This window comes from Lysinibacillus sp. SGAir0095, from assembly GCF_005491425.1.
Classification (GTDB): Bacteria; Bacillota; Bacilli; order Bacillales_A; family Planococcaceae; genus Ureibacillus.
Genome location: NZ_CP028083.1, coordinates 534,959 through 558,891 on the forward strand (window position 1 = coordinate 534,959; position 23,933 = coordinate 558,891).

The 23,933-nt window shown below is 37.2% G+C and carries 28 protein-coding genes; 19 read left to right on the forward strand and 9 right to left on the reverse strand.

Annotation, left to right across the window (positions count from 1 at the left end; translation table 11 throughout):
• Nucleotides 1-95 precede the first annotated feature (95 nt).
• Both C1N55_RS02630 and C1N55_RS20440 read right to left on the reverse strand, forming a co-directional pair.
• Entirely contained in the window at nucleotides 96-521 is a 426-nt protein-coding gene (locus C1N55_RS02630) for an SRPBCC family protein (protein ID WP_137727357.1), read from the reverse strand.
• Between the two features lie 144 nt (nucleotides 522-665).
• Nucleotides 666-839, reverse strand: coding sequence for a hypothetical protein (locus C1N55_RS20440; RefSeq protein ID WP_168193786.1), 174 nt, complete (start codon nucleotides 837-839; stop codon nucleotides 666-668).
• A 336-nt stretch (nucleotides 840-1,175) separates the two neighbouring features.
• Here C1N55_RS20440 and C1N55_RS02635 point away from each other — a divergent pair, with 336 nt between their 5' ends.
• From C1N55_RS02635 to C1N55_RS02650, 4 genes are all read left to right on the forward strand, one after another.
• A complete protein-coding gene (locus C1N55_RS02635; protein WP_240758365.1) occupies nucleotides 1,176-1,619 on the forward strand; it encodes a MerR family transcriptional regulator in 444 nt (147 codons plus the stop codon).
• On the forward strand, nucleotides 1,606-1,959 hold the full coding sequence (locus tag C1N55_RS02640) for a DUF4260 domain-containing protein (RefSeq protein WP_137727358.1): 354 nt from the start codon (nucleotides 1,606-1,608) through the stop codon (nucleotides 1,957-1,959). The genes C1N55_RS02635 and C1N55_RS02640 overlap by 14 nt, the downstream gene beginning before the upstream one ends.
• A gap of 193 nt (nucleotides 1,960-2,152) precedes the next feature.
• Nucleotides 2,153-3,541, forward strand: a complete 1,389-nt coding sequence (locus C1N55_RS02645) for an aminotransferase-like domain-containing protein (protein WP_137727359.1) — start codon at nucleotides 2,153-2,155, stop codon at nucleotides 3,539-3,541.
• 112 nt (nucleotides 3,542-3,653) lie between these two features.
• Nucleotides 3,654-4,949, forward strand: coding sequence for an MFS transporter (locus C1N55_RS02650; protein WP_137727360.1), 1,296 nt, complete (start codon nucleotides 3,654-3,656; stop codon nucleotides 4,947-4,949).
• A 561-nt stretch (nucleotides 4,950-5,510) separates the two neighbouring features.
• Here C1N55_RS02650 and C1N55_RS02660 read toward each other — a convergent pair.
• Entirely contained in the window at nucleotides 5,511-6,758 is a 1,248-nt protein-coding gene (locus C1N55_RS02660; RefSeq protein ID WP_137727362.1) for a hypothetical protein, read from the reverse strand.
• A gap of 269 nt (nucleotides 6,759-7,027) precedes the next feature.
• On the opposite strand from C1N55_RS02660, the gene C1N55_RS02665 reads away from it, so the two are divergent.
• The 3 genes from C1N55_RS02665 to C1N55_RS02675 are packed head-to-tail and all read left to right on the forward strand — an operon-like array spanning nucleotide 7,028 to nucleotide 9,861.
• Nucleotides 7,028-8,146, forward strand: a complete 1,119-nt coding sequence (locus C1N55_RS02665) for a DUF418 domain-containing protein (protein WP_137727363.1) — start codon at nucleotides 7,028-7,030, stop codon at nucleotides 8,144-8,146.
• A gap of 9 nt (nucleotides 8,147-8,155) precedes the next feature.
• Nucleotides 8,156-9,259, forward strand: a complete 1,104-nt coding sequence (locus C1N55_RS02670) for a sensor histidine kinase (protein ID WP_137727364.1) — start codon at nucleotides 8,156-8,158, stop codon at nucleotides 9,257-9,259.
• Complete coding sequence (locus tag C1N55_RS02675) at nucleotides 9,256-9,861, forward strand: response regulator transcription factor (RefSeq protein ID WP_137727365.1); 606 nt, start codon at nucleotides 9,256-9,258, stop codon at nucleotides 9,859-9,861. Before C1N55_RS02670 ends, C1N55_RS02675 begins: the two co-directional genes overlap by 4 nt.
• 197 nt (nucleotides 9,862-10,058) lie before the next feature.
• Here the strand turns inward: C1N55_RS02675 and C1N55_RS02680 are convergent, their stop codons facing one another.
• Nucleotides 10,059-11,735 (reverse strand): mechanosensitive ion channel, encoded by a 1,677-nt coding sequence (locus C1N55_RS02680; protein WP_137727366.1) that lies wholly within the window; start codon nucleotides 11,733-11,735, stop codon nucleotides 10,059-10,061.
• Between the two features lie 267 nt (nucleotides 11,736-12,002).
• On the opposite strand from C1N55_RS02680, the gene C1N55_RS02685 reads away from it, so the two are divergent.
• The gene (locus C1N55_RS02685; RefSeq protein WP_168193787.1) at nucleotides 12,003-12,758 is read left to right on the forward strand and encodes a DUF6843 domain-containing protein; all 756 of its coding nucleotides are present in this window, start codon (nucleotides 12,003-12,005) and stop codon (nucleotides 12,756-12,758) included.
• Nucleotides 12,759-12,848: 90 nt separating this feature from the next.
• Here the strand turns inward: C1N55_RS02685 and C1N55_RS02690 are convergent, their stop codons facing one another.
• On the reverse strand, nucleotides 12,849-13,052 hold the full coding sequence (locus C1N55_RS02690; protein WP_137727368.1) for a 2-hydroxymuconate tautomerase family protein: 204 nt from the start codon (nucleotides 13,050-13,052) through the stop codon (nucleotides 12,849-12,851).
• A 21-nt stretch (nucleotides 13,053-13,073) separates the two neighbouring features.
• Nucleotides 13,074-14,255: a YbfB/YjiJ family MFS transporter gene (locus C1N55_RS02695; protein ID WP_137727369.1), complete on the reverse strand. Its 1,182-nt coding sequence runs from the start codon at nucleotides 14,253-14,255 to the stop codon at nucleotides 13,074-13,076.
• 124 nt (nucleotides 14,256-14,379) lie between these two features.
• Between C1N55_RS02695 and C1N55_RS02700 the strand changes: the two genes are divergently transcribed.
• Complete coding sequence (locus tag C1N55_RS02700) at nucleotides 14,380-15,267, forward strand: LysR family transcriptional regulator (RefSeq protein ID WP_137727370.1); 888 nt, start codon at nucleotides 14,380-14,382, stop codon at nucleotides 15,265-15,267.
• Between the two features lie 374 nt (nucleotides 15,268-15,641).
• Here C1N55_RS02700 and C1N55_RS20445 read toward each other — a convergent pair whose 3' ends face one another.
• On the reverse strand, nucleotides 15,642-15,812 hold the full coding sequence (locus tag C1N55_RS20445) for a hypothetical protein (protein WP_168193788.1): 171 nt from the start codon (nucleotides 15,810-15,812) through the stop codon (nucleotides 15,642-15,644).
• 136 nt (nucleotides 15,813-15,948) lie between these two features.
• On the opposite strand from C1N55_RS20445, the gene C1N55_RS02705 reads away from it, so the two are divergent.
• Together C1N55_RS02705 and C1N55_RS02710 are read left to right on the forward strand one after the other, a co-directional pair.
• Nucleotides 15,949-16,569 (forward strand): NAD(P)-dependent oxidoreductase, encoded by a 621-nt coding sequence (locus C1N55_RS02705; RefSeq protein WP_137727371.1) that lies wholly within the window; start codon nucleotides 15,949-15,951, stop codon nucleotides 16,567-16,569.
• Nucleotides 16,570-16,657: 88 nt separating this feature from the next.
• Entirely contained in the window at nucleotides 16,658-17,005 is a 348-nt protein-coding gene (locus C1N55_RS02710; protein WP_137727372.1) for a VOC family protein, read from the forward strand.
• Nucleotides 17,006-17,237: 232 nt separating this feature from the next.
• On the opposite strand, the gene C1N55_RS02715 is transcribed toward C1N55_RS02710, so the two are convergent.
• A complete protein-coding gene (locus C1N55_RS02715) occupies nucleotides 17,238-17,513 on the reverse strand; it encodes a transporter (RefSeq protein WP_137727373.1) in 276 nt (91 codons plus the stop codon).
• Between the two features lie 158 nt (nucleotides 17,514-17,671).
• On the opposite strand from C1N55_RS02715, the gene C1N55_RS02720 reads away from it, so the two are divergent.
• Both C1N55_RS02720 and C1N55_RS02725 read left to right on the forward strand, forming a co-directional pair.
• Entirely contained in the window at nucleotides 17,672-18,256 is a 585-nt protein-coding gene (locus C1N55_RS02720; protein WP_137727374.1) for a biotin transporter BioY, read from the forward strand.
• A 23-nt stretch (nucleotides 18,257-18,279) separates the two neighbouring features.
• Nucleotides 18,280-18,609, forward strand: a complete 330-nt coding sequence (locus C1N55_RS02725) for a CHY zinc finger protein (protein WP_137727375.1) — start codon at nucleotides 18,280-18,282, stop codon at nucleotides 18,607-18,609.
• Between the two features lie 283 nt (nucleotides 18,610-18,892).
• Here C1N55_RS02725 and C1N55_RS02730 read toward each other — a convergent pair whose 3' ends face one another.
• Entirely contained in the window at nucleotides 18,893-19,471 is a 579-nt protein-coding gene (locus tag C1N55_RS02730; protein ID WP_168193789.1) for an MFS transporter, read from the reverse strand.
• On the opposite strand from C1N55_RS02730, the gene C1N55_RS02735 reads away from it, so the two are divergent.
• From C1N55_RS02735 to C1N55_RS20970, 6 genes are all read left to right on the forward strand, one after another.
• Nucleotides 19,441-20,058 carry a LysR family transcriptional regulator substrate-binding protein gene (locus C1N55_RS02735; RefSeq protein WP_137727377.1) on the forward strand — a complete coding sequence of 206 codons (618 nt, stop codon included), beginning with the start codon at nucleotides 19,441-19,443 and terminating at the stop codon, nucleotides 20,056-20,058. The two genes, C1N55_RS02730 and C1N55_RS02735, sit on opposite strands and share 31 nt — an antisense overlap.
• 136 nt (nucleotides 20,059-20,194) lie before the next feature.
• On the forward strand, nucleotides 20,195-20,887 hold the full coding sequence (locus tag C1N55_RS02740; protein ID WP_137727378.1) for a response regulator transcription factor: 693 nt from the start codon (nucleotides 20,195-20,197) through the stop codon (nucleotides 20,885-20,887).
• A gap of 124 nt (nucleotides 20,888-21,011) precedes the next feature.
• Complete coding sequence (locus C1N55_RS02745; RefSeq protein ID WP_137727379.1) at nucleotides 21,012-21,935, forward strand: ATP-binding cassette domain-containing protein; 924 nt, start codon at nucleotides 21,012-21,014, stop codon at nucleotides 21,933-21,935.
• Nucleotides 21,928-22,677 (forward strand): ABC transporter permease, encoded by a 750-nt coding sequence (locus C1N55_RS02750; protein ID WP_137727380.1) that lies wholly within the window; start codon nucleotides 21,928-21,930, stop codon nucleotides 22,675-22,677. The genes C1N55_RS02745 and C1N55_RS02750 overlap by 8 nt, the downstream gene beginning before the upstream one ends.
• 20 nt (nucleotides 22,678-22,697) lie before the next feature.
• Entirely contained in the window at nucleotides 22,698-23,594 is an 897-nt protein-coding gene (locus C1N55_RS02755; protein WP_137727381.1) for a sensor histidine kinase, read from the forward strand.
• A gap of 100 nt (nucleotides 23,595-23,694) precedes the next feature.
• Entirely contained in the window at nucleotides 23,695-23,739 is a 45-nt protein-coding gene (locus C1N55_RS20970) for an erythromycin resistance leader peptide (RefSeq protein ID WP_107931997.1), read from the forward strand.
• Nucleotides 23,740-23,933 lie beyond the last annotated feature (194 nt).

Consider the following 23,933-nt stretch of genomic DNA (forward strand, 5'->3'; position numbering starts at 1 on the left):
TTATATCCTTTGCCAATAATTCCTGGGTTGAAAAAGGGGTATTCTGTGGGTGTTGTATACCCACAGAAACCCCATCCACTGATAAACATAACTGTTTATTTATTTGTTTGCTCTGTGTATTGTTTGAAATTATCTAAAATCGCCTGCCAGCCCTGTTGTTGAAACTCAATTGGATGTTCAGTTTCAGCGTCAAACGTTTCAGTTACTACAGTTTCGTTTCCTTTACCGTTAAAGGTGATTTTAACTTTTCTTCCATCTCCCATTGTATAAGAAATCACCTCGTGTAAGGTTACTTCATCGTAGATTCCGCCAAAATCAAACCCCGCACTCCCATCTTTCGCTTCCATTCTTGAAACGAATTTTCCACCTGCTCTAAGATCATTCTCAGCGAATGGTGTGTGCCAATCATCTGAAGGGCTGTTCCATTTTTTAATATGATCTGGCTCTGTCCAATGTTCCCATACTTTTTCCACCGGTACCTGAACAACTGCTTTTACTGTAACTTCCTTAAATTCTCCCATTTTTACCCAACCTTTGTCATGTAGATTTTTTTAGTGATTTGTTTCCTAAGATAAATATACAGCATTTTCATAAAATTCTAATAGAAAGAAGATTGAAAAAAGCAAAAACAAACTGTGCCAAAAGGATAGTTCAATCAAGAGGTATTATTTTAAATTCTTTAAAGTGGAAATGACATTGTTATAAAAAAATCTTTCCCATTTAGCTAACAAACCGTACCCGTTTTCACCACGTTGTATTTTAGTTTCGTGGTTTTTATGAAATTTTGCTATTCGTTTATTATGACTTTTATGCCATTGATGGAGAGCTGCTTGTTTCATTTTTATTCCTCCTCCGATTATGCCCATAATTATATCTCTAGGATGGATAATTACAAAGTTAATTTACCCAACAAGTTTTGACAAAAAGAACCAATATCTATGGGGAAAATGAAGTATCGAAAAGGAAGGTGCGTTATTGGGAAAAGAACGCGGAAGAACCATGTCGTATTGCGTAGAAAATATTTAGTAGCCATTCCATAACTTGGCGCATTTCCTTGGGGGAAGTAAAATTTATATTAGTTAATAATGCGATCGAACCTTTTAACAAAGAAGGCCGATTAGTGGTCTTGACCTTGGAGTGTACTCCAATGATAGGATGTTCTTAGGAGGGATGTAGTGGTGCAGATTAAAGAATTTGCTTCAAAGTATAGGCTAACGACTGATACGGTCCGTTTTTATGAAAAGGAAGGAATGATTTTTCCTACTCGACTAAATAATGGCTATCGGTTTTATGATGAAACATGTGAAAAATCGATTAAATTTATACTTGTGCTCAAACAATTAAAGCTTTCATTGCAGGAAATTAAAATGTTACTCCTATTGGACAATAGAGAACCTACTAATGAATGTAATGGAGAATCAGTAACATTATTTCAAAGTAAAATCTCTTATCTAGAAAGCAGAATTGAATTTTTCAAGGCAGCTGTTCAAGCATTGCAAACAGTATCTGGGCTAATGGAAGAAAGGAAATATCTCGAAAATAAAGAGAAACTGGAACTTTTAGTGGAAGAAATGTATCAAAAATTGGAAGGGGAAATTAAAGTATATGTCCCTTCGTAAATATATATATTTCGAGTACGCAATCGGATTTATTATCTGTCTTTTACTTTACATACACCTAGAGTATTCCATACTGCTATTTATTTTATTTCTATTAGTTCCTGATATAACAATGGTTGGTTATCTCATGAATCCTAAAATAGGGTCTATTTTTTATAACCTAGGGCATAGTTTAATTATTCCATACACTCTATTCATAATAGCGTTTCTCACAGATTCCTCCAGCTTGCTGATGATTGTCATTATATGGCTTGCTCATATTTATATGGACAGATCAATAGGCTTTGGACTAAAATACAGCAATGCTTTTAAACACACACATCTACAGAAAATCGATTGATTGACTTAGAGTGATCCAACATTACAAATCAAACTATTCTTCCAATCGTTTCCACTAGGACAGACTAGTTAAAAAAGTATTTGATTTTTCTACAATCAGCTACAATGCTTCACTATTAGGCACAACAGAAAATGCTATTTTATTATAAGTTTTTGAAATTCAATCAAATCAATTATTAAAAAGGATGTGTATCATGCCAATTAATTCTTTTGAAAACTATCCGATGAGCTGGAAGCCCTCGATTAATAAAACCGAAAAGCCTATATATCAAGCACTTGCAAGGCAATTGGAGAAGGATATACTTGACGGAGTTTTGCTGCCAGGAACAAAACTTCCTCCACAAAGAGAATTGGCTGATTATTTAGATTTAAATCTGAGTACCATATCAAAAGCTTTTAAGGTATGTGAGTTAAATGGATTGATCTGTGCATCGGTTGGAAGTGGGACGTTTGTATCGTATGATGCTTTATCAAATGCGTACTTGCTTGAAGATACAAAGCCGCAGCATTTAATAGAAATGGGCGCAACACTTCCAGATAATGCTTCCTACGAGCCATTGTTAATCCAACTAAAAAGTATGCTGCAAGAGACAGATTACGAAAAATGGTTTGGATATGGTCGGACTGGTGAAAGTTTTTGGCAAAAGGATGCAGCTAAAAAGCTAATCCGTAGAGGTGGGTTCGAAACAACCATAGAACACATCTTATTTGCAAATGGAGCTCAAAATGCAATTGCTGCTACACTAGCAAGTCTTTGTAAGCCCGGTGAACGCATTGGGGTTGATCAACATACGTATCCTGGCTTAAAAACTGTTGCAGCGATGCTTAATGTACAAACAGTACCAATAAAATCAGAGAACTATGAAATGAGTCCAACTTCTTTTGAATATGCATGTAAAAATGAAAGTATTAAAGGCATATATTTGATGCCGGATTATCATAATCCTACAGCTTCCGTCATGTCGATTGAGAACCGAAAAAAGATTGCTGGCATTGCCAAAAAGTATAATCAGTTCATTATTGAGGATGGATCTTACCATCTTCTCAATAATGAACCGCTGCCAGCAGTAGCATCATTCGCCCCGGAACAGGCTATCTATATTGCAGGCTTATCTAAAGCATTAGCACCAGGATTACGCTTGGCCTATGTAGCAGTGCCGGGTCAATATAAAGAGCCAATTTCAAAGGCACTTTATAATTTAAATATAACAGTTTCCCCGTTGTTAGCAGAATTGACAGCACGTACAATTGTATCTAACCAATTTGAAGTCTTAATAGAGGGGCATCGAAAACAAACCATTCAAAGAAATCAAATCGTAAATCGATACTTGAGCGAGTATACGTGTTTAGGTGTTGAAACGGGTATCTTTCGTTGGTTGCTATTACCAGGGAAGATTACAGGTGCAGAATTTGAAACGTTAGCTGAGCAAGAGGGAGTACAAGTGTATGCGGCTGAACGTTTTGTTGTTGGTAATAGTTGTCCGGAAAGGGCAGTGAGGATTTCTGTTTGTGCACCAAATACGATACAAGAGCTTGAACAAGGATTAATTATCCTTAAACGGTTATTAAATGAGCTCACTTAATATTGTTTGCCATACAATTGTGATATTGTATGGCTTTTTTGTGCGTGTTATGATATTTCAAATCTTGTTTGAAGTTTAATAGGGATGGATTTCTAGAAAGGCAGGTTGGAATATGGTACAAAAAGATCGTGTGGAAGAGTTAGAAGTCCAAACGACTACGTTGAAAAGCTACGTTCTTTCTTCAGAAAAACAAAAAGCATTATACAAACGTACATTATTTGTTGTAAGTGTTTCACAAATTTTTGGTGGTGCAGGATTAGCAGCAGGGGTTACTGTGGGGGCACTTCTTGCACAGCAAATGCTTGGTACAGAAGCCTTTGCTGGACTTCCCTCAGCGTTATTTACTTTGGGGTCAGCAGGAGCAGCTTTATTCGTTGGGAGACTATCGCAATCGTCTGGACGTCGTATAGGTCTTTCAGCAGGTTTTATGATTGGTGGACTTGGAGCAATTGGGGTCATCATTTCAGCAATGATAAATAGCGTTCTGCTGTTATTTCTTTCTTTACTTGTTTATGGTTCAGGAACTGCAACAAATTTACAAGCTCGTTATGCAGGTACGGACTTAGCAAATAGTAAACAAAGAGCGACTGCAATTAGTCTCACAATGGTTTTTACAACATTTGGTGCAGTGGCTGGTCCGAACTTAGTAAATGTAATGGGCAATTTTGCTCTTTCTATTGGCGTTCCAGCACTTGCAGGTCCATTCATTTTAGCGGCAGCAGCATATATCTTAGCAGGTCTTGTCCTGTTCGTTATGCTTCGTCCAGATCCGTTAATAATAGCAAGAACTATTGAAGCATCCAACAAAGAACAGGATGAGAAAATACATACAACGACTACTGAACAAGTAGAAAACAAAAGAGGCGTTATTGTAGGTGCGACAATTATGGTTCTTACTCAGATTGTAATGGTAGCTATTATGACAATGACACCAGTTCATATGCAGCATCATGGACATGGAGTGGGTGAAGTAGGTCTTGTTATTGGTTTTCATATAGGTGCGATGTATCTCCCTTCATTGGTTACTGGTATCCTTGTTGACAAATTGGGCCGTACTGCCATGGCGATTGCTTCTGGAACTACGTTGCTTCTGGCAGGTTTAATAGCAGCATTTGCTCCGGGAGATTCCATGGTTTTCCTAATAATTGCTCTTTCTTTACTTGGACTAGGATGGAATTTTGGTTTGATAAGTGGGACTGCACTAATTGTAGACTCAACTACAACTTCTACAAGGGCTAAAACTCAAGGTACAGTGGATGTTTTGATTGCACTGTCAGGAGCTGCTGGTGGAGCCATGTCGGGGATAATTGTGGCAGGTTCAAGTTATCTAACCTTATCATTTATTGGAGGAATTCTCTCTTTATTATTAATTCCGGTTATGATATGGTCTCGCGGAGGGCGAAATTAGCAAGAGTGCTTTATAAAAACCTATTTTGAGAGAGTATTTGGGGAACTAAAGAAATTAATAGAAGTAATCTTTACTTAAAAAAATGGCGCATTTCTTCAATAAGCAATATGTCTTTTTTCATTTGAAACAGCTAATAGATTGTCAGTAAAAATCCTTAAAGGAAAAAACTACTTCTGCTATACTAAAAATGCACAACTCAAATAACCTTCCGAAACTAATTTGGAAGGTTTATTTGAAAAGAACTGGTTACAATCTTCGAGAAATCAACTAAAAAGTAATGTGTCAGTAGGAGGAGAACCATGTTTTACTATGAGATCATTTGTAGTAGCTGTAGACAAAAATTCAGACTGGTTGAAGGTTCATTAAAATATAAACTATTCAAGGAAAAAACAAATATGATTTTTCGTTGCGAAGCGTGCGAATCTAAAATACGCATGGATGCTATAAAAAACTTCTTTAGATAGTTTTACTTAATAGATTGTGTAAAAATACACTAAAAAGTAACCGGTAATACAGCCTTAATATAAAAGCCATACTTCCTTTTTGAAGTATGGCACGCTATTATCTTTGAGGCATAATCACATAACCAGTTGCCTTTCTTGATTTAAGAACTTCGATCAGCTGGTTCTGCAAAGAGGTATTGCATGTTACCTCAATAATAACCTCACTTTTGGGGTTCGAAAAAACTTTTATTTTCTTTTTATTTATCACTAATTCGATGATCAATCCTAGGATGAAACCGCCGATTAACCCAATCAAACCCCAGATAATAGGTCCCCAATCCCATACGAAACCATAAATCGTTCCAAGAACAGAAAAAATTGTTGCACTCATCATGGCTCCATCTAAAACACTTGAACCATCGACACGATGTATAGAGTCAATGATATGTATTTGGGAGTCAAGATTTTCAAGAGGTAATGCAATGATATTCTCTGATGGAATCCCCATCTTCTCCATATCATGGATAACGATCTCTACAAAGGATGAATGTTCAAATGTAGCTACTACTTGTACTGTATTGTTTTCATTTTTGCTTATTTGTCCCAAGTTTTCAGCCCTCACTCTTAGATACCGTACCTGCTCAATATCGAACAATGTATTGTTTTCATTTACCGCTACAAAAGCTTGATAGATAGCGAAAGCATATAAAGAAGGTAAAAAGAGGAACCATTGCCAATCTACAATCTCGGTGGCTCTGTCAAAATCACCTAGAAAAGAATACAGCCAGGTACGAACAGCCATAGCCTTATAGCAAACAAATATCCACCAAGCTAATATAAATGTGCCAACAATTGTACTACTAGCATATAATTGCCCCAAGCCAGGTGTAAAAAAGGACCAGATTGAACCAAACAAGGGATTTTTCTTATCAAGGATATTTATGTCAAAATAATTAACACTTGAAGGCGTTACAGGTGCATCTTCAATTTCAGATAGAAGGTGGGCTTTTTTGATTTCAACCGCACATCTGTAACTGTCCCAGATGCTATAAATATAAACAGCTAGATAAAGCAGCGCCCAGTCCATATTTATGATAGCTTTAGCATCTTCGAACCTGCCCAGAAAGGATAAGGCAATGGCCATGTTTAGATGGGACAAATTGTTTACCACAAGCTCCCATATTACTAAAATAATACCGTGCAGGTATTTCCCCAGGTACATGTGCCCGAATCCAGGAAAAGCAGCAGCCCACCAAGCGGAAATCCATGGTGTTCGGGGATATACCGAATTGATTCCCCAAACAGATATTACCCCTTTGGGATAACGAGGTTTTATATTGGCTGACTCAAACTTTTGATGCGGCATTGGGGAGGTTCTCCTTCGGCTTAATGTCTTTCACTAGCATTACCGCTAATTACCTTTTTTATTCAGAAGGTAGCATTTAGTTAAACCTCATTTTGACACATCACGCTGAACCGTATCATAAGTAAGTGCGTTTTTTTCTACGTTTTAAAAATCGAGCTGATAATAATTAAATAAATGACAAGTGTCATCTGTATTTATTGACGCCTGTCGATATTTTCATAAATGCCCTGCAATGTACGATAAAGGTACAGAAATGGAGGGGCATTTATATGAAACGTATTGCATTGATCGATATTTTAAGAGGAATCGCGATTTTGGGGACACTTGGAACGAATATTTGGATTTTTGCCCATTTAGGTGATCTAAAGTATATAACGACTACAGATTTTATGAGTTGGTCGAGTATGGATGATATTCTACGCATACTTGTACTGTTTGCGTTTAACGGTAAGCTACTCGGCATGTTAACGATTATGTTTGGAGTAGGAATGGCGATAAAATACGAGCAATCCATCAGGCATAATAAGCCTTGGGGTGGTATGTATAAGTGGGTGATCGCATTTCTAATGGTGGAAGGACTTCTGCACTACGTACTCGTAATGGAGTATGATGTGCTTATGAGCTATGCAGTCACGGCAGGAATTATTGCTGTCATACTAAAACGCGGGGAACGGGCAATAACGCGGGTGTTATGGGGTGCTGGAGCTTTACATTTAGGAATGCTTGCCCTAATTTTTATCTCAATGTTATTGGGACCGGCGTTTTCGATGGCAAGCTCTCCACAGCTGATTGCGATTTATTCAGAGGGAACATGGCTGGAACAGGTCCAGAATCGTCTCACGAATTTTATGTTCTTTAGAACAGAGTCAATCTTTATTATTCCTTTAAATATATGTTTATTTATTATTGGGATAAAGCTTTTGCGCAGCGGTGCTTTCTCCTTTACTGAGCAAGGTATTGTAATTCAGCGGAAGCTACTCACTTGGGGGCTAGGTCTAGGGCTGCCTTTGAATGCACTGACTTTTGTACCAGGCGGTCTATTTGATTTACCTGTACGTTATTTGTTTGCCCCCGTGCTAGCCTTAGGTTATTTAGGACTGATTGCTTTTGTTGTTCGGACATACAGCACGTGGGGAGTTTGGAAATGGCTAGAGAAAACGGGGCGTATGTCTTTAAGTTGTTATATTCTACAAAACATAACTGCCACATCTATTTTTTACGGCTGGGGATTAGGGCTCGGAGGAAATTTAAATAGTATGGAAATTATAGGTGTTTTTTGTATGATAGTTATAGGACAAATTATTCTGGCAAATGTGTGGTTAGCTAAATTTCCGAATGGACCTGTTGAATGGTTGCGGAAGGGAATGCTGCAGATGATGCAAAGATAGGGGGGCTAGATGCTGGAATGGTATCCTAAAAGTCAGGCAAGCTATTATTTAATCATTGATGTACTGACCGTTCTGCTGTTCAGCTTTATGGTAATCGTCTCGGAGCAGATTCCTTCAATTGTGTTCAAAATTGTAATTATAATTATTTATTTAGGAGCCTATTACACGGCGCTGTGGTATCAGGATAGTATGTTGCTTACTGCTGCTGTGCTTGGTTTTGTTCTTACTGCATATTTGGCCTATTTAGATGAATCACAATGGATATTCTTTCAATTTGCCTTTGCAGATTTTGTCGGGAGAGCTGTCAATCGGCGTATTTTGTGGATTGCTACGTGCATAAACTTTCTCCTTCTTACTATTCTCGTCTGGCGCTACCAGGAAGTACTGTTTTCACATGCACAGTCGATTTTACTGGCGGTTATGCTTTTTATTTTGCTGCTGCCTTGGTTACGCTATTATATTGAGAAATCAAAGCTACTTCAGCGTGAGGTCAAAGAAGCGGAAATTCACATTTCGATGCAGCAGGAACGTCAGCGGATTGCCCGCGATCTACATGATACTTTAGGACATACCTTGACGGTCATAAAAGTAAAAACAGAGCTCGTTTCCAGGCTGACGCCAAACGAGGACCATCAAATTCATAAAGAGCTCGATGATATTCTACTAACAGTCCGAACTGCCCATAAGCAGGTACGTGAGATTATATCGGAAGTTAACTTTTTATCCTTGCATAGTGAACTAGCACAGTGTGAGAAGCTGCTTAACAATGCTGGTATTTGTGTACAGATTGATCATCAGCTTACGAATATCCTGCTATCCAGTGTGCAGGAAACAATGCTTGCCTATAGTATCCGAGAGGCGGTAACAAATGTTGTAAAGCACAGTCATGCAACTGAGTGCAAAATACATCTTTATCAAATAGAGGAACACGTGGAAGCAGCTATTATCGACAACGGAATCGGTTTATTCGATAAGAAATATGGCAATGGATTATTTACAATAAAGGAGCGAATGATGTCATTAAAGGGAAATGCCGAAGTGATTCATGATCAGAAGGGAGTAAAGGTGCTCCTGACTATGCCACGACATACAATTCAGGAGGGAGTTAAATGATTAGAATTTGTATCGCCGAGGATCAGCAGCTGTTGAGGGGCGCTTTAATATCTATTATGGAGCTTGAAGAGGATTTACATATTGCAGGTGAGGCAGCAGACGGGAGAGAAGCATGGACTTTAGTTGAGAAGGAAAAACCAGATGTGTGTATTTTAGATATTGAAATGCCACATTTGTCCGGGCTAGAAGTAGCTACGAAAATACGTCTTCATAATTATCCATGCAAAATCATTATCATGACAACCTTTGCAAGAGCAGGTTATTTACAGGAGGCAATGGATCTCGATATTGATGCATATGTTCTGAAAGATGAGCCTATCGAATATGTAATAGGTACTGTACGTAAAGTTATGCAAAATGAAAGAGTAATCAGTCAGGATCTTGCAGTTGCTTTATTTATGAATGAAAAAAATCCTCTGAATGAACGGGAAATAAATGTACTAAAGCTCGTGAAGGATGGCTATACGACGAATGCAATTAGTAAGCAGTTATTTTTGACTAAAGGCACAATCCGCAACTATTTATCTTTATCCATTCAAAAGCTCGAAGTTGAAACAAGGCAGCAGGCTGTACAAAAAGCAACTGAAAAAGGCTGGATATAATTTATGGTGAGGAGAACCGATTCATATATTGAGTTATTCAAAAATCGGGCGAATTCTTAAAGAAAGAATGCGTCTTTTTTTTATTTAAGTCCCAAATGCAAAGAAATTATAAAAGTAGTATACGAATTATAGCTCAATTTGATTTTAAAATTTCCTTCACAACGAAAAAGGCAGCCAAATAGCTGCCTTAGTCTTTATTATCTATTGAAATCATCCATCCCGTTATTGCGTGGGTCTAACGGATCGTTTGCTGGATTCGTGGTTGGGTCTGTAATGATTGGACTAATCGGGTTATCTACTGTATTGGTAGCAGTGCCTTGCTTCATATCAGTCATTGCATTTTTCATTACTTTTTTAGTATCAACATCTTTGTTAATCGTGGTTTCGTCAATTTTATGATCAAGCTTTTGAAGATACTTGGCTGCAAAATCTTTTCCGCCAAGACCAAATGATAAACCAAACGCCAGAGCAAGTGCACCGAGCGTTAGAATAAACGCAGCATTGACAATCGAAGCGGCAAGGCCGAGCTGGTCAAGTGCCATAAAGATCGAGATGACGATAATGGCCACCTGCGCAACGTTGGCCAGGAATCGATAATGCGGTCCTTGAAGAACGGTGCTGAGCAGTTTCTTGACAAGACTGCCGAGCCACAAGCCGACTCCAAGGATTACAAGTGCTGCAATTACATGAGGCAGGTAGGCAATGACACCTGTAGCCAATGTGACCATGAATTCAAGTCCAAGAATATTAAGAGCTTGCACCACAAACAACAGAACAATAATTACTTCTGCGATATAGCCAATCACCTGGGAGAAGCTTAAACCATTGGCTGCAGCAGCAGACTTGTTTAATCCCATAGCGGAGAAATACGAATTTAATCCAATGCGCGTAAGTAATGTGGAGATGAATTTGCGCACCCATTTCCCAAGCCATACGCCAATTAGCACGAAGAAAATAGCGACAGCGAGGTTCGGCAGCATAGTCAGAACATCATTAAGCATGGCAATTGCCGGTTCGGAAATGCCTTCAATATCCAATCGCTCGAGAGCCGCAATGACCGTTGGAATAAGGATAAGAACAAATATTGTTGTTCCAATTACGGAAGCCAGGCTTGTCCCAGCTAATAGACGTGTTAAGCCAAGTTTTGCCGTTAACTTCTCGCTTCCCATGGCCTGCAGCAAATTCGTTACAATATCACGGACGATTTTTGCGATAAACCATCCTACAAATAATATAAGTGCAGCTGCAAGAAGCTTAGGTAAAAATGCCAGAATACTTTCCAGCATACCAGTGAACGGGCCGACGATGCCGTTAAGGTTAAGGGCTCCTAGTACTGCTGGGAGGAAAAGCAGCAAAGTCAGATAGAAAACAATTGTAGCCACTTGATTCATGATATTGGCAGGTTGCGCCTTATCGTGAGTTAAATTCCATTTACGCAACTTTTCATGAACTTTCAGCGTATTGCCGCTTCTTCTGATTAACATGCTCAGACCTGTAGCAATAAGCCATGCAACTAATAGAATCAGCGCTGCTTTTAGAATGCTTGGCACAGCAGCCATAATGGATGAGAACATGCCAACGAGTGGGGAAGCTATAATATCTAAATCCAGGATATTAAAGAACAAGATAAATACGAAAACCAGCAGTAGATAATAAATAATCTTGCTGATTATTTTTTCAGAAGAATATTTTCTGTTTGCCTGATTAGGGAAAACCTTGTCATCCAGGCTTGTTTTGCGAAGTCCTTTCAAAACTACCTTTTCGATTGCTTTTGCGATTATCCAGCCAACAATTAATACTAATAGCGCTAATAATAAATCCGGCAGTTTGACCCATAGATAGTCAAATCCACTCCAGTAGCGATTATTGTCCAATCTCTTCACTCCTTAAAAGAATTATTGATGGGAATACTTTTCTATACCCACTCCTTTTTGGCGTAAACAGTCAACGGAACAAACCTCGATTTTTTGGTAAAAAGGGCGTCCTATTAAAAACTGATGTTGAGTCAATAAGTTAAATAGTTATATTTTCCAATTGAGAATTAATTTGTTAATCTAATGATGTAGGTTAGATTAATAGATACATAGAGTGAATGGGTATTTATTTTATATAAATTTATTGGGTGGAGGAGCAATTCTGTCTTGAGGTTATTGAAAGTTATTTTAGCATCAGCATTTTTATCATTCACTATCTCTTTAATTGTTTCATTAATAAGTTACACCCCAAAATCAAAAAAAGAACCAGATGTTTACTATTCTTCGACTTCTGAAAGTTTCTTTTTTTCATTGATTTACATCAGCCCTATTTTGCTTACGTTGGGTATAATAGCGTTTATAATCTATGTATTATTGGGGAAGATTAAGCGTTTTTCCAATATCTTTAAAGGGATATTAAGTATAGTCATAGCAGCGTCAATAACGTTTCTAACTTTAACTCTATTGAACGAAAGCAATGAAACCGACGATATTTACTTGATTCCAAATGGTTATGAAGGAGATGTTTATGTTTTCTACAATATAAAAGGAGCACCAATGGTTGAAAAGGAAGATGATATAGAAGTGCATGTTATTAATGAAAAGGGGTATTTCTTAACTTCAAAACCTGATATGGACTATGGCACTGTAACAGATAGATATTATTATGTGGATGAAAAAGGAAATCGAATTTCCATAAGTAACAAATGTGTTAGTTTATTCGGAGCAAGTGGACTGACTAAAACTGTGGGTGATGAAGAATTCGATTTTATCTATACTGGGTTCAAGCTAACAAAAGATAATTGCAGCGATGAATTTATGGCGGAAAGTCATGGTAATGGAGAAAGTGCAGAAAAGATTATTCGTGATATATTGAAGGATCATTATGGAGTGGATTATAAATTATGGATAGATAGTTATTAAACATAAAAAGCAAAAAGAAAAGGCACTACAGAAAATGCCTTCTTCTTGCTTCTTTACTATGATTTATTAAATCATTAATCGAACAGTAATTTATTGACCATTTTTTCTTCGAACAGTTATTGATTCCCCGGCAATTCCCCAATTATCAGTATCCACTTCATCAATGACTACTACAGTTGTTTTAGGGTTTTTATCTAATACATCGACAAGTAATTGTGTGGCTCCATTTATCAGCGCGGCTTTTTTTTCAGGTGTAACGTTTTCATTTGTAATTTTAATATTTACGTATGGCAAAATAATTTCCTCTTTTCATTATTATTTGATTAGGGAGTTTTCAGTTTTTCGATCAAATCGAATACCACCTATAAGAAACAATGCACCAATTATTACCGTGCTAGCTGCTCCAATCAATGCAGCGTTATAACTTTGAGTGACTGACGTTACTATGCCAGCAATTGTTGGCCCTAGCATTTGGCCAGTCGCATATATAGCTGTAAGATAACCAATTACTTTACTGCTATTTGTTGGACTCATTTGACGGGCCAACGTTGTAGCAAGTGTAGTAATTCCCATAAATGTCGCACCAAATAAGAATGCACTTAAAAATAGACTAGTTTGAGAGGTCCAAATTACAGGAAGGGCAATGCCAATAGCTTGAAGAGCCATTGAAAAGACTAAAGTTTTTACATAACCCATTCTTTTAGCGAGTGTTGACCACATAATACAGGATGGAATTGCACCTAATCCAACAACAATCCACACTATAGATGAATCGAATCTAAAGTCCGTTGTGTTTTCTGCAATCGACACGATAAATGTACCTGTTACAATATAGCCTAAACCTTCCAGTCCATAGGCAATCATTAACCACGTAAGCCATTTAAAGGGGGGGACCTGTATTTCATCTACTTGCTCTTGCGTTTTTATAGATGTGCTTGTCGTATCTTGGAGCCACAACCAAACAAAGAAAGTAAGTATGATACTAACGATGGCTAGTCCTACCCAAACACCTTCCCATCCAAATAAACTGTTTAATCTCGGTATAAAGAGGGTTGAAAAAAAGATACCAACCCCCACTCCTGAATAAAAATAGCCTATCCAGTTTGTTTTACCAGCAGTAGATAGTTTATCTAAAACAATACTGGAAGATAAAACAAAAATGAATGCACTGACTACGCCTGATATGAAACGAAGTACAAGCATGAGAAGGTAAGTGTGTGTAAGGCCCATACTTAACGTAGTCAAAATACTGATGATGAGACTAACTCTGAGATAATTCGTTTTATGCTTATTCAGTGAGAAAACTCCTGCAATTACAGCTCCAGCCAAATACCCGGCATAATTACTTGAAGCAAGGTATCCTGCTAATGTGTCGGTAAATGAGAGGTCATTTTGCATTAGCGGTAGAATAGGTGTATAAGCAAATCTGCCAATCCCCATCGCAATCATTAGTGAAAAGATTCCACCAATCAAAAATAATATAGGATGTTTACTCAATATTTCCCCCCCAATCCAGCTAATTTCCACTTCTATTATTATCTTAGCTGAAATTTGGTATATGGTATAATACATAAAATAGATGTTAACCTATCAATTTTTCAGATAGCAAAGGGTGATGAATATGGATATCCATTCGTTAAGATTTTTTCAAGCTGTTGCAGGGTTAGGGAGTATTTCAAAGGCAGCGAAAGAACTAAATTACGCACAATCCAACCTTACTTCAAAAATACAGCAACTAGAATCAAGTCTTCAGACAACCTTATTCTATCGACATAATAAAGGTGTTACGCTCACAGATAAAGGAAAAATATTGCTAACTTATACAGAGGAAATATTGCTAACTTATACAGAGGAAATATTTCAACTTCTAGAAGAGGTAAGAGAAGTACTAAATGACGATCAAACACCAAAAGGTCCATTAGTAATAGGCTCAATGGAAACAACGGCTGCAGTTCGATTGCCAGCACTACTAGCAAAGTTTCATCGGCAATATCCTGCTGTGGATCTTACATTAAAAACAGGTCCAACTGAACAAAATCTTCAAGGAGTTTTACAGTATGAATTAGATGGAGCCTTTGTCGCTGATCCTATCGAACATCCTGACCTTACTTACAAAACTTTAATTGAAGAAGAGTTGGTGCTTGTGACGGATACGCTACATCATCCTCTAACTTCCTTAAATGAAATACAAAATCGAACAATATTAGTTTTCCGTAGTGGCTGTTCCTATCGGGCAAGATTTGAAGAATGGTTACATAATGAAGGGATAATGCCAGAAAAAATAATGGAGTTTGGAACACTTGATGGAATTATTGGCTGTGTATCAGCCGGATTAGGTATAAGTTTACTACCACGTAGTGTAGTAACAAAATATGTAGAAGAAGGACTTCTGATTGAACACCTAATTCCGGAGAAATTTGGAAAGGTAAAAACGATTTTTGTTTACAGAAAAGACAAGTATATGTCTGCCTCTCTCAATAAATTTACTGAAATGATAAGCTGTGAATAAAAAAAACTGGCTATAATAAATTTATTTAATAAGACTGAGGAAAAGAGCTACGGTGGGATGTTAGCCAATAAGGTAGAGGCTAATTGATATAATTTAAAGGCACATTTCTTTAAAAGAAAATGTGCCTGGATATTGGATGTTTTGTACTTCAATTGACGAAGTGGGTTAGTCAATAACCACTTAAGTAGTGGCAGCTATTTAAAGTGATCTATATTAAACACGTGATTAGGTCACCACTATTGATTGGTTGCGGCATTAAGAAATCCAAAAAGGCCCTAACCGTATCTCTGACATAGTAAGGGGATTAATTGTCCATTTGAAGAGAATACTTTATTAGAAAATGCCCTCTTTTTTTGCTAAATGTTAATGATTTTTCACTGTTGTTGATTCTGTCCTTGCATCCCAGTTCCGATTCCCAGCATGTTAGAGGCAAGTGGCATCATATTTTTGGATTTTCCGCCATTTCCACTTAACATTTGATAAGCAGCAATACCTACTCCAACTGAAGCGAAAATGGGTAAAATTTTATTCATAGATATCTTCATCAACTTCACCTTCTTTTTAAGAAAATTTGTACAGTGCCTTACTATTTTGGCTGAAAATCAATAAAAAATTCAGGTACTTGTTACCAAAATAATTAAGTTGTGAAAATAAATATGTACCAGGAATGGAGGTTCATTTGTGAATATTTTAGTTTTAGGAGGAACTGGAAGAGTGGGCACTCAAATCGTCATGTATGCTCTTGATGACAGTCATCATGTCACTGTTTTAGTTCGAACTCCAGAAAAGGTTCAATTAAAGAACGAAAATTTAACGATTATTCAAGGAGATGTTCTAATTAAAGAGGATATCGTTCGTGCAATGTATGGAATGGATGTCGTGATTAGTGCCCTCAATACAGATGGGGCAACCACAATGTCAGAAAGTATGCCGTTGATTATCGATGCAATGAAAAATGAAGGGATAAACCGAATAATCACTATAGGAACTGCTGGGATTTTGCAAAGTAGAGTGACGCCTGATTTATTACGCTATCAGTCAAGTGAATCAAAGCGTAAGTCAGTCCGTGCAGCCGAAGAACATCATAAAGCCTACGATATACTAAAACAATCAAATCTCGAATGGACGATTGTCTGTCCTACCTATCTGCCGGATGGGGAAAGGTTCGGTACCTATCGAACGGAGAGTAATTTTTTGCCGGAGGGCGGCAGTAAGATTTCAGTGCCAGATACAGCTGAATTTGCATTAAGCCAAATAAATAGTAGTGAATATTTAAACAGACGTGTAGGAATTGCATATTAAAAATTCCTTAGACCAAACTGGTTAGGTAAATAAAAATGGTCTTAGTGTTAGTTGAAATTATATTGAAAACAGACAGGAGGTAGAAAAGATGATCAAAGGTTTCGGAGGCGTATTTTGGAGAACTAAGAATATCGAAGTTGTGAAAAAATGGTACAGTGATGTATTGAAGATGGAAATAGAAAATTGGAATGGAACTGTGATAAAGCCTCAAACAGGAAATGAAACAATTTTTTCTTTCTTTACCGAGGATGACAGTTATTTTCCAACAGAACAACAAGTGATGTTAAATTTCCAAGTAGATAATCTAAACGAGATGATGGAGCATCTTGAACAGATTGGTGTGCCACTAGTAAAGGAAAAAGAGATGAGTGAATATGGAAAGTTCATTTGGATTGAAGATCCAGAAGGTCGACTTGTTGAGCTTTGGGAGAAATAGCGAGCTGTCATTCAATTGCTACTTGAGCTGAAAGTTCTGCTTGTGAGTAGAGCATTATTGAATTTAAGGTTTACATAAACAAAGAGCTTAATTCCGGAGGGGAGTTGAGCTCTTTGTTTATGTGGAGTTATTGTGTAAATTAGGTAACATAATACTTTCGTGTTTTAGAAAAAAAAAATTTAAAAAACTCGCCATCAATTGAACGAGTTTTAAGACAAGGCAAATTAGGATTTTAGTATAATGTAGGAATAGGTGGGCAGGCAACAGCTTCTATAAATCTGGGATCAATCCCATAGAATTGCCAGAAGGCACCATTCCATCGATAGCCGGATACTTCACCATATTCTACACGTGTGGGGTAAAACCAGAATTGGTCTCCATTTATAAGCCATACATAAGTGTTTTGATATACACAGTCAATGATATAAGATACGGAAGGCTTTGGTGGTACATAAGGTGGTGGAGGGAATTGAGGAGCCATTGTTCCCTCAGGTTGGAAAAATCCCATATATCTACACTCCTTAATAGAATATTTCTAAACATAATATGTTGAAATGGTCTAAAAGGATATTGTAGAGTTTTTGTGTTAACTTAATTTAAAATTAGGTTGACGTATTTAACAGTTTTAAATATACTATTCCTAATATTGGATTTTGGAGGTATATCATGACTACTACTATCGCAAAAACAACAAATCATTCACGCACTTTACAAATGGTGCAAATAGCAATGTTTTCCGTATTGATGATGATCGGTGCCAACATTTCTTCATTCCTCATTATCGGTGGGGTACCAATCACACTTCAGACTTTCTTTGCCGTTCTAGCTGGACTTTTATTAGGTAGTCGTAATGGAGCAATTGCTATGCTGTTTTATGCTTTTGTCGGACTAGCAGGTTTACCGGTTTTTGCTAGATTTTCAGGTGGTATCGATTCGCTCATTACACCGACTTTTGGTTTTATAGTTTCATATATTCTCGTAGCCTACGTTGTGGGTGAAATCATTCGGAAATTTCCAACGACAAAAGGTTTTGTAACAGCTGCATTGGTCGGAACTGCTATTAACTATTTAATCGGTACGAATTGGATGTACGCAGCATATAAGTTCTGGTTTGATGCACCACCAGGCTTTACATATCAAATGGCTTGGACATGGATGGTTGTGCCTTTACCAAAAGATATCATTCTAGCTGTTTTTGCAGGGATTTTTGGTTATAGACTAAAGCCAATTGTACAAAAAATTAAGAAATAATGGTTAAGCAAGGAGAGAATACAATGCTTATTCATGGCCACCAAGTTAAGGGGAAGGAAGTCGACAAGGAAACGCGTTGTGGGCATTATCATTCAGAAATCGATCGAATTGCCATAAAATTTTACTGTTGCAATACTTATTATCCTTGCTTTTTCTGTCACAAAGAGCACGGCTGCAATTCTCCACAAGTTTGGCCTAAAGATCAATTTCATCAAAAGGGCATATTATGTGGCCACTGTGGGTATGAACTAACTATCAATGAATACCTATCCTGCAACTCTTCTTGTCCATCCTGCATGAGCTCATTCAATCCAGGATGTAGCCTTCATAAGCATTTGTATTTTGAAGTTTAAATCATTTGAATATAGGCTACAAAAAGCATCGAACATTGGCATACCACTGTTCGATGCTTTTTAAATGGGTTTCAATCGGAATGACCATCAGATGCAACTGTAACAGCCACCATAGATGCAATCATTGCAGCTTGTTGAGCTTGCATAATAATGTCTCGTCTATATAATGTTTTAGAAATGAAAAAAGCCTGTTACTCTTAGCGAAGATTGCTGATCAGTAACAGGCTTTTGTTTATTTATTAATCTTTATCTCTCAGTAAGAGGGTCGTTCACAAGACAACCATTAGATTAACTTGGCTCCTTGATTTTGGTTTGACTGCTTAGCTTGTGGTCGATGATGGAACACATAGTACAGAATGACCGAAAGTAAAGTAATAATTCCTGCCACTTCATACATCATGCTGTAATTAACGAAGGAAGCGATTAGTCCCATGAAATACGAACCGATGCCATAGCCCATGTCAAAAAATAAAAGGAATGTCGCTGTTGCAATGCCTCGTCGATGGATAGGGGAAAGCTTAACAGTAAGTGCCTGAAAACATGAAAAGAGTGCCCCGTAGCCAATCCCCATTATTAAGCCGGAGAACAAAACCATTTTTCCGGAATGTGCCTGGCTTAGTAGAATTAGACCAGCTGCAAACATTAAAATAGCCGGATAATACAAATAATGCTCTTTATACTTATCGAAAGCTTTCCCGACGATTGGCCGAAACACAACGATCATCATGGCAAATACAACAAAAAATAAGCTTGCTACTTGAGTCTGATTGATTTCAGCAGTAAAAGAAGCTAAAAATCCAGATAACGAGCTATAAGAAAAGGCAAGTAAAAATGCCAGTAATGCAATTGGCAATGCTTTCACTTCGACAAAATTACTCCAATGCATTTTCAAAGGATTTTCCTCAAATTAAAGTGACGATTATTGAATTGGAAAATAAAGAGGTAATTGAGGAAGTTAAAGAAAATAAAGTCGATTTAGGATTAATCACTTTATTTAATTCAGTTGGGGATCGATTTCCTGAACAAATCACCTTTCACTCACTCCATTCTCAAGGCACATTTCATGTTATAGTGCCAAAAGACTCTCCCTTAGCTTTTAATAAAGAACTACAGTTAATGGATATCAAAGACGATCCTTTTGTTATCTACGGAAAAAATTTTTATAATAGCCTAATTGAAGATTTTGAGAAAAACTATGGACCTTTAAATGTTATTTTTAAATCAACAAACTCGGAGGTCATAAAAAAATCTGTTTCAGAGGGGATAGGGATTAGTTTATTTTCTAGTTTGATGCTAATAGATGATCCTTATTTGGAAAGTGGACGAATCATTTCGATTCCGCTAACCGGTTATCCACTTAATTTTAATCTCCTCTATGGAGGGATTTACTCGAAAAATCGTAGTCAATCCAGATTAGTGAAAAAGTTCCTGGAATACTTTGAACACTAACTACTAATCTAGCCATAGCTACAAGAAAATAAGTTAACCCCAGACGAAACCGACCAGCTCTCCACTGGTACCCATCCCTTGACACAACCCCTAATATCAATAAATGATATTGATAACAATAGTGAGGATGAAGAAGATGAACAAATCCATAAATATTTTAGTAATTGAAGATGATGAGGATATTAATCGACTGCTGTGCAATATCGTGAGTCAAAGCGGTTACGGTGTGAAAGCGGCATACTCTGGGACAGAGGCGAGCATTTATTTAGAAAGTCAGACATGGGATATGGTTCTGCTGGATTTAATGCTTCCAGGTTTGTCTGGCGAAGAAATTCTAAAGTGGGTTAGAAAAGAGAGTGATGTGCCAATCATTATGATCTCTGCAAAGCTAGAAACACAAACGAAAATCGAGGCATTAAGGGCGGGGGCGGATGACTATATAACAAAACCTTTCGATATTGAAGAGGTGTCGGCGAGAATCGATTCTTGCTTACGACGCTATCAACCTAAGGCGAATGTACCAGCAACCCAGCAACTGCAGCACAAAGATCTGATGATGGATACAGAGTCGAAAACTGTATCCATAAATCATAAGGAAATTAAATTAACGGCACTTGAATACGAGATTTTATATCTTTTATTGTCGTCCCCTAAAAAGGTATTCACCAAAGCCAATTTGTTCGAGAGTGTTTGGAAAGAGACTTTCCATGGCGATGATAATACAGTAAATGTCCATATGAGTAACATACGGAGCAAGCTCGGGAAAGTCAATCCACGTGAGGAGTATATCGAAACGATTTGGGGAATGGGGTACCGACTAAAAACTTAAGGTTTTCTTAAGTATTGACTTAAGTCTTTCTTATGGTTTCCTCCTTATAGTAAAAAGTGTAATCAGGAAAAACACAAAAACATCTTTTAGGTAAAGTCTAAAATTACTATATCGGAGGAAAACCATGAATGAGTATGTTCTTAGAACCAATCAGTTATCAAAGAAATATCAAAATAAAATGGCGTTAAATCAAGTAGATTTAGCGATTAAAAAGGGTTCGATTTATGGGTTTATTGGACAAAATGGTGCCGGAAAATCAACTTTAATTCGCCTTGTTGCAGGCCTTGCCTTTCCAACAGCTGGGACGTTCGAGTTATTTGGAGAGAGCCATGAACGGGAGCTCAATGAAGCAAGAAAACGAATTGGAACCATTATTGAAGGTCCAGCCCTTTACCCGAATATGACAGCAGCTGAAAATTTAGAAGCTCATAGACTGTTAAAAGGAATCCCGGGGAAAGAATGTATTAAAAAAACATTAACTCTAGTAGGTTTAGAAGATACAGGGAAAAAGAAAACAAAGAATTTTTCTTTAGGAATGAAGCAGCGTCTCGGCCTTGCGATTGCCCTATTAGGAGAACCTGAATTTTTGATATTGGATGAGCCTATTAATGGGCTAGATCCAATGGGTGTAGTGGAAATTCGTGAATTATTGAAGAAGTTGAACCAGGAGTATGGCATTACGATTTTGATTTCAAGCCATATTTTAAGTGAACTGCACTTATTAGCTACGCATTACGGAATTATTCATAATGGTGAGTTGCTCGAACAGTTAACAGCAAAGGAACTAAATGAAAAAACCCAGCACTATCTCCACATTAAAGTGGATAATCCGCAAAAATGTGCAAGTATAATTGAAAGTAAGCTCGCAACAAATAATTTTGAAGTCATGCACAATGGCGTTATAAAATTATTTGGATTTGTGGACGTACCAGGTAAAGTTTCACAGCTACTGACAAATGAAGGCTTAGTGATTGAACAATTTATGCCGATGGGTGAAGATCTGGAAAGCTACTTTACGAAACGCATCGGGGGTGTTCACCATGGGTAATCTGTTGAAAACAGAATGGTATAAATTAAGAAAAGATCGATCATTTTGGGTATTGCTACTAATTCTATTTGGTGTGGCCGTTTTTTATCCGCTACTTTTGACAAATAGTGAAGGATCTTCTGGAAATGATTTTTATCGCGGATATATTTTATCCATTAACACGGATATTGTAAGACTATTCCCGGCAATTTTAGCAGGGTTCTTTATATCCAGTGAATATTCAATGGGCACGATGAAAAGCGTTGTTTCATCAGGGAATAGTAGGGTTCGTTTGTATTTTGCAAAACTGACAGTATTCTCAATTGGTTCTGCCATCATCATGCTAATATTACCTATATTCATGATAGGGGCAAGTGTCATTTATATAGGGCCTGAGGTAATGCCGGACTGGTCATTTTACTTAAAAGCGATTGGTTTAATTGCACTGTATGCAGTCGCGTATGCTTCAGTTATGTCATTTTTCTCAACTATTTTTACTGATAGTGGGAAGTCAATTGCATTCCAGCTTTTATTCATTGCATTGATTCCTTCCTTATTGGAGTATCTCAGTTCAAAAGTTTCGTTTTTGGAATCGATTATTTCCCATTCTATATTCATCACACAGCCATCCATCTTAGTGATTGATCAAATCCCTCAATGGAGTGGTGACGTTGTGTTAACCTATATAATAGTGCCAATTCTAACATTTATCCTATTTGGTGTATTGGGAAGTCTTCTATATAAAAGCAAAGAAATTAAGTAGAGAGTAGGTGGGTAATGTAGATGCTATATGTAGGAATCGGACTGATTGTTATTTTAGTGTATCTACTTACTCGCCACTTTTATTTAAAAAGGGAAATAAAGAGAGCAACCAAGCAGCTACATGAACTCAATCAAAATTTAACAGAGAAGAAGTTAGACATTCGTTTTTTCGATAAAGATATTGAGAAGCTGGTGGAAGAGATTAACAATCAGATTAATCTAACAAAAAAGGCAACTGCGGATAAGCGGAGAACTGAAAACGAACTAAAACAGGCCATCTCACATATTTCGCATGACATTCGGACACCCATGACTTCTATTTTGGGCTATATTCAATTTTTAGAAGTGGAGGAAATAACGCCTTCTTTGAGAAAAGAATATACTCAAATTATTAAAGATGGGGCATTGCGATTAAAGGCGTTACTCGAAGACTTTTTCGAACTCTCCATTATTGAGCAAACGGATTATCCCATGAAACTGGAAACGATTAAAATCAATCAAGTTATTCTAGAGGTGCTATTAGGATTTTACGAAGCATTTAATAAAAGAGGCCTAACACCAACGATTGAAATTCCAGACGAAGATCTTTTGATAAAGGCTGATTTATCTGCGGTAAAAAGAGTTATCGAAAACTTGATACTCAATGCGATTAAACATTCAAGTGGGAACGTGATCATTCGGGTTGAAAAAGCTACTTCATCTGTTCAATTAATGATCAGTAACTCTGTGGAACAATTGAGCGAAAGGGATCTAACATATATGTTTGACCGTTTTTATAAAGCAGACCAAGCAAGAATCGGTCATGGAACAGGCTTAGGCTTGCCAATTGCAAAGAGCCTGATGGAAAAAATGAACGGCAGCATCTCGGCTGAGCTTGAACAGGGTGAGCTCGCAATTATTTGTAAGTGGAATAGTTAAGAAGGAGCAGCTAGATGAACTGGCCGCTCCCTTATTGACTTTTTTTGCATTCGAAATATATAATGTAACTGTATTTTACTTAAAGGAGGATTATTAAAAAATGACACATTCTATGAGACTACGTTTCCTAGCTTTGAACCAATAACTGAATATGGTCAAAGTCTCTGTTTGTCTAACAGAGTAAACAGGATTAGTCTGTCCTTTTTTAATCATCTTCAATTTCATAGTAAGTTATTTGAAGAAAGGTAGATAATGCGTCTTTCTTTTTTGTTTTCATTCAGTTAAAAATAGAGGACATACTCCTTTTACTCTAAACCACAGCCGAACAGTCTGTGGTTT

What these genes read in the sequence shown, in the direction of transcription:
- C1N55_RS02630 (WP_137727357.1), bottom strand. Translation starts at nt 521, where the DNA reads ATGGGAGAATTTAAGGAAGTTACAGTAAAAGCAGTTGTTCAGGTACCG.
- C1N55_RS20440 (WP_168193786.1), bottom strand. Translation starts at nt 839, where the DNA reads ATGAAACAAGCAGCTCTCCATCAATGGCATAAAAGTCATAATAAACGA.
- C1N55_RS02640 (WP_137727358.1), top strand. Translation starts at nt 1,606, where the DNA reads ATGTCCCTTCGTAAATATATATATTTCGAGTACGCAATCGGATTTATT.
- C1N55_RS02645 (WP_137727359.1), top strand. Translation starts at nt 2,153, where the DNA reads ATGCCAATTAATTCTTTTGAAAACTATCCGATGAGCTGGAAGCCCTCG.
- C1N55_RS02650 (WP_137727360.1), top strand. Translation starts at nt 3,654, where the DNA reads ATGGTACAAAAAGATCGTGTGGAAGAGTTAGAAGTCCAAACGACTACG.
- C1N55_RS02660 (WP_137727362.1), bottom strand. Translation starts at nt 6,758, where the DNA reads ATGCCGCATCAAAAGTTTGAGTCAGCCAATATAAAACCTCGTTATCCC.
- C1N55_RS02665 (WP_137727363.1), top strand. Translation starts at nt 7,028, where the DNA reads ATGAAACGTATTGCATTGATCGATATTTTAAGAGGAATCGCGATTTTG.
- C1N55_RS02670 (WP_137727364.1), top strand. Translation starts at nt 8,156, where the DNA reads ATGCTGGAATGGTATCCTAAAAGTCAGGCAAGCTATTATTTAATCATT.
- C1N55_RS02675 (WP_137727365.1), top strand. Translation starts at nt 9,256, where the DNA reads ATGATTAGAATTTGTATCGCCGAGGATCAGCAGCTGTTGAGGGGCGCT.
- C1N55_RS02700 (WP_137727370.1), top strand. Translation starts at nt 14,380, where the DNA reads ATGGATATCCATTCGTTAAGATTTTTTCAAGCTGTTGCAGGGTTAGGG.
- C1N55_RS20445 (WP_168193788.1), bottom strand. Translation starts at nt 15,812, where the DNA reads ATGAAGATATCTATGAATAAAATTTTACCCATTTTCGCTTCAGTTGGA.
- C1N55_RS02710 (WP_137727372.1), top strand. Translation starts at nt 16,658, where the DNA reads ATGATCAAAGGTTTCGGAGGCGTATTTTGGAGAACTAAGAATATCGAA.
- C1N55_RS02715 (WP_137727373.1), bottom strand. Translation starts at nt 17,513, where the DNA reads ATGGGATTTTTCCAACCTGAGGGAACAATGGCTCCTCAATTCCCTCCA.
- C1N55_RS02720 (WP_137727374.1), top strand. Translation starts at nt 17,672, where the DNA reads ATGACTACTACTATCGCAAAAACAACAAATCATTCACGCACTTTACAA.
- C1N55_RS02725 (WP_137727375.1), top strand. Translation starts at nt 18,280, where the DNA reads ATGCTTATTCATGGCCACCAAGTTAAGGGGAAGGAAGTCGACAAGGAA.
- C1N55_RS02735 (WP_137727377.1), top strand. Translation starts at nt 19,441, where the DNA reads ATGCCAGTAATGCAATTGGCAATGCTTTCACTTCGACAAAATTACTCC.
- C1N55_RS02740 (WP_137727378.1), top strand. Translation starts at nt 20,195, where the DNA reads ATGAACAAATCCATAAATATTTTAGTAATTGAAGATGATGAGGATATT.
- C1N55_RS02745 (WP_137727379.1), top strand. Translation starts at nt 21,012, where the DNA reads ATGAATGAGTATGTTCTTAGAACCAATCAGTTATCAAAGAAATATCAA.
- C1N55_RS02750 (WP_137727380.1), top strand. Translation starts at nt 21,928, where the DNA reads ATGGGTAATCTGTTGAAAACAGAATGGTATAAATTAAGAAAAGATCGA.
- C1N55_RS02755 (WP_137727381.1), top strand. Translation starts at nt 22,698, where the DNA reads ATGCTATATGTAGGAATCGGACTGATTGTTATTTTAGTGTATCTACTT.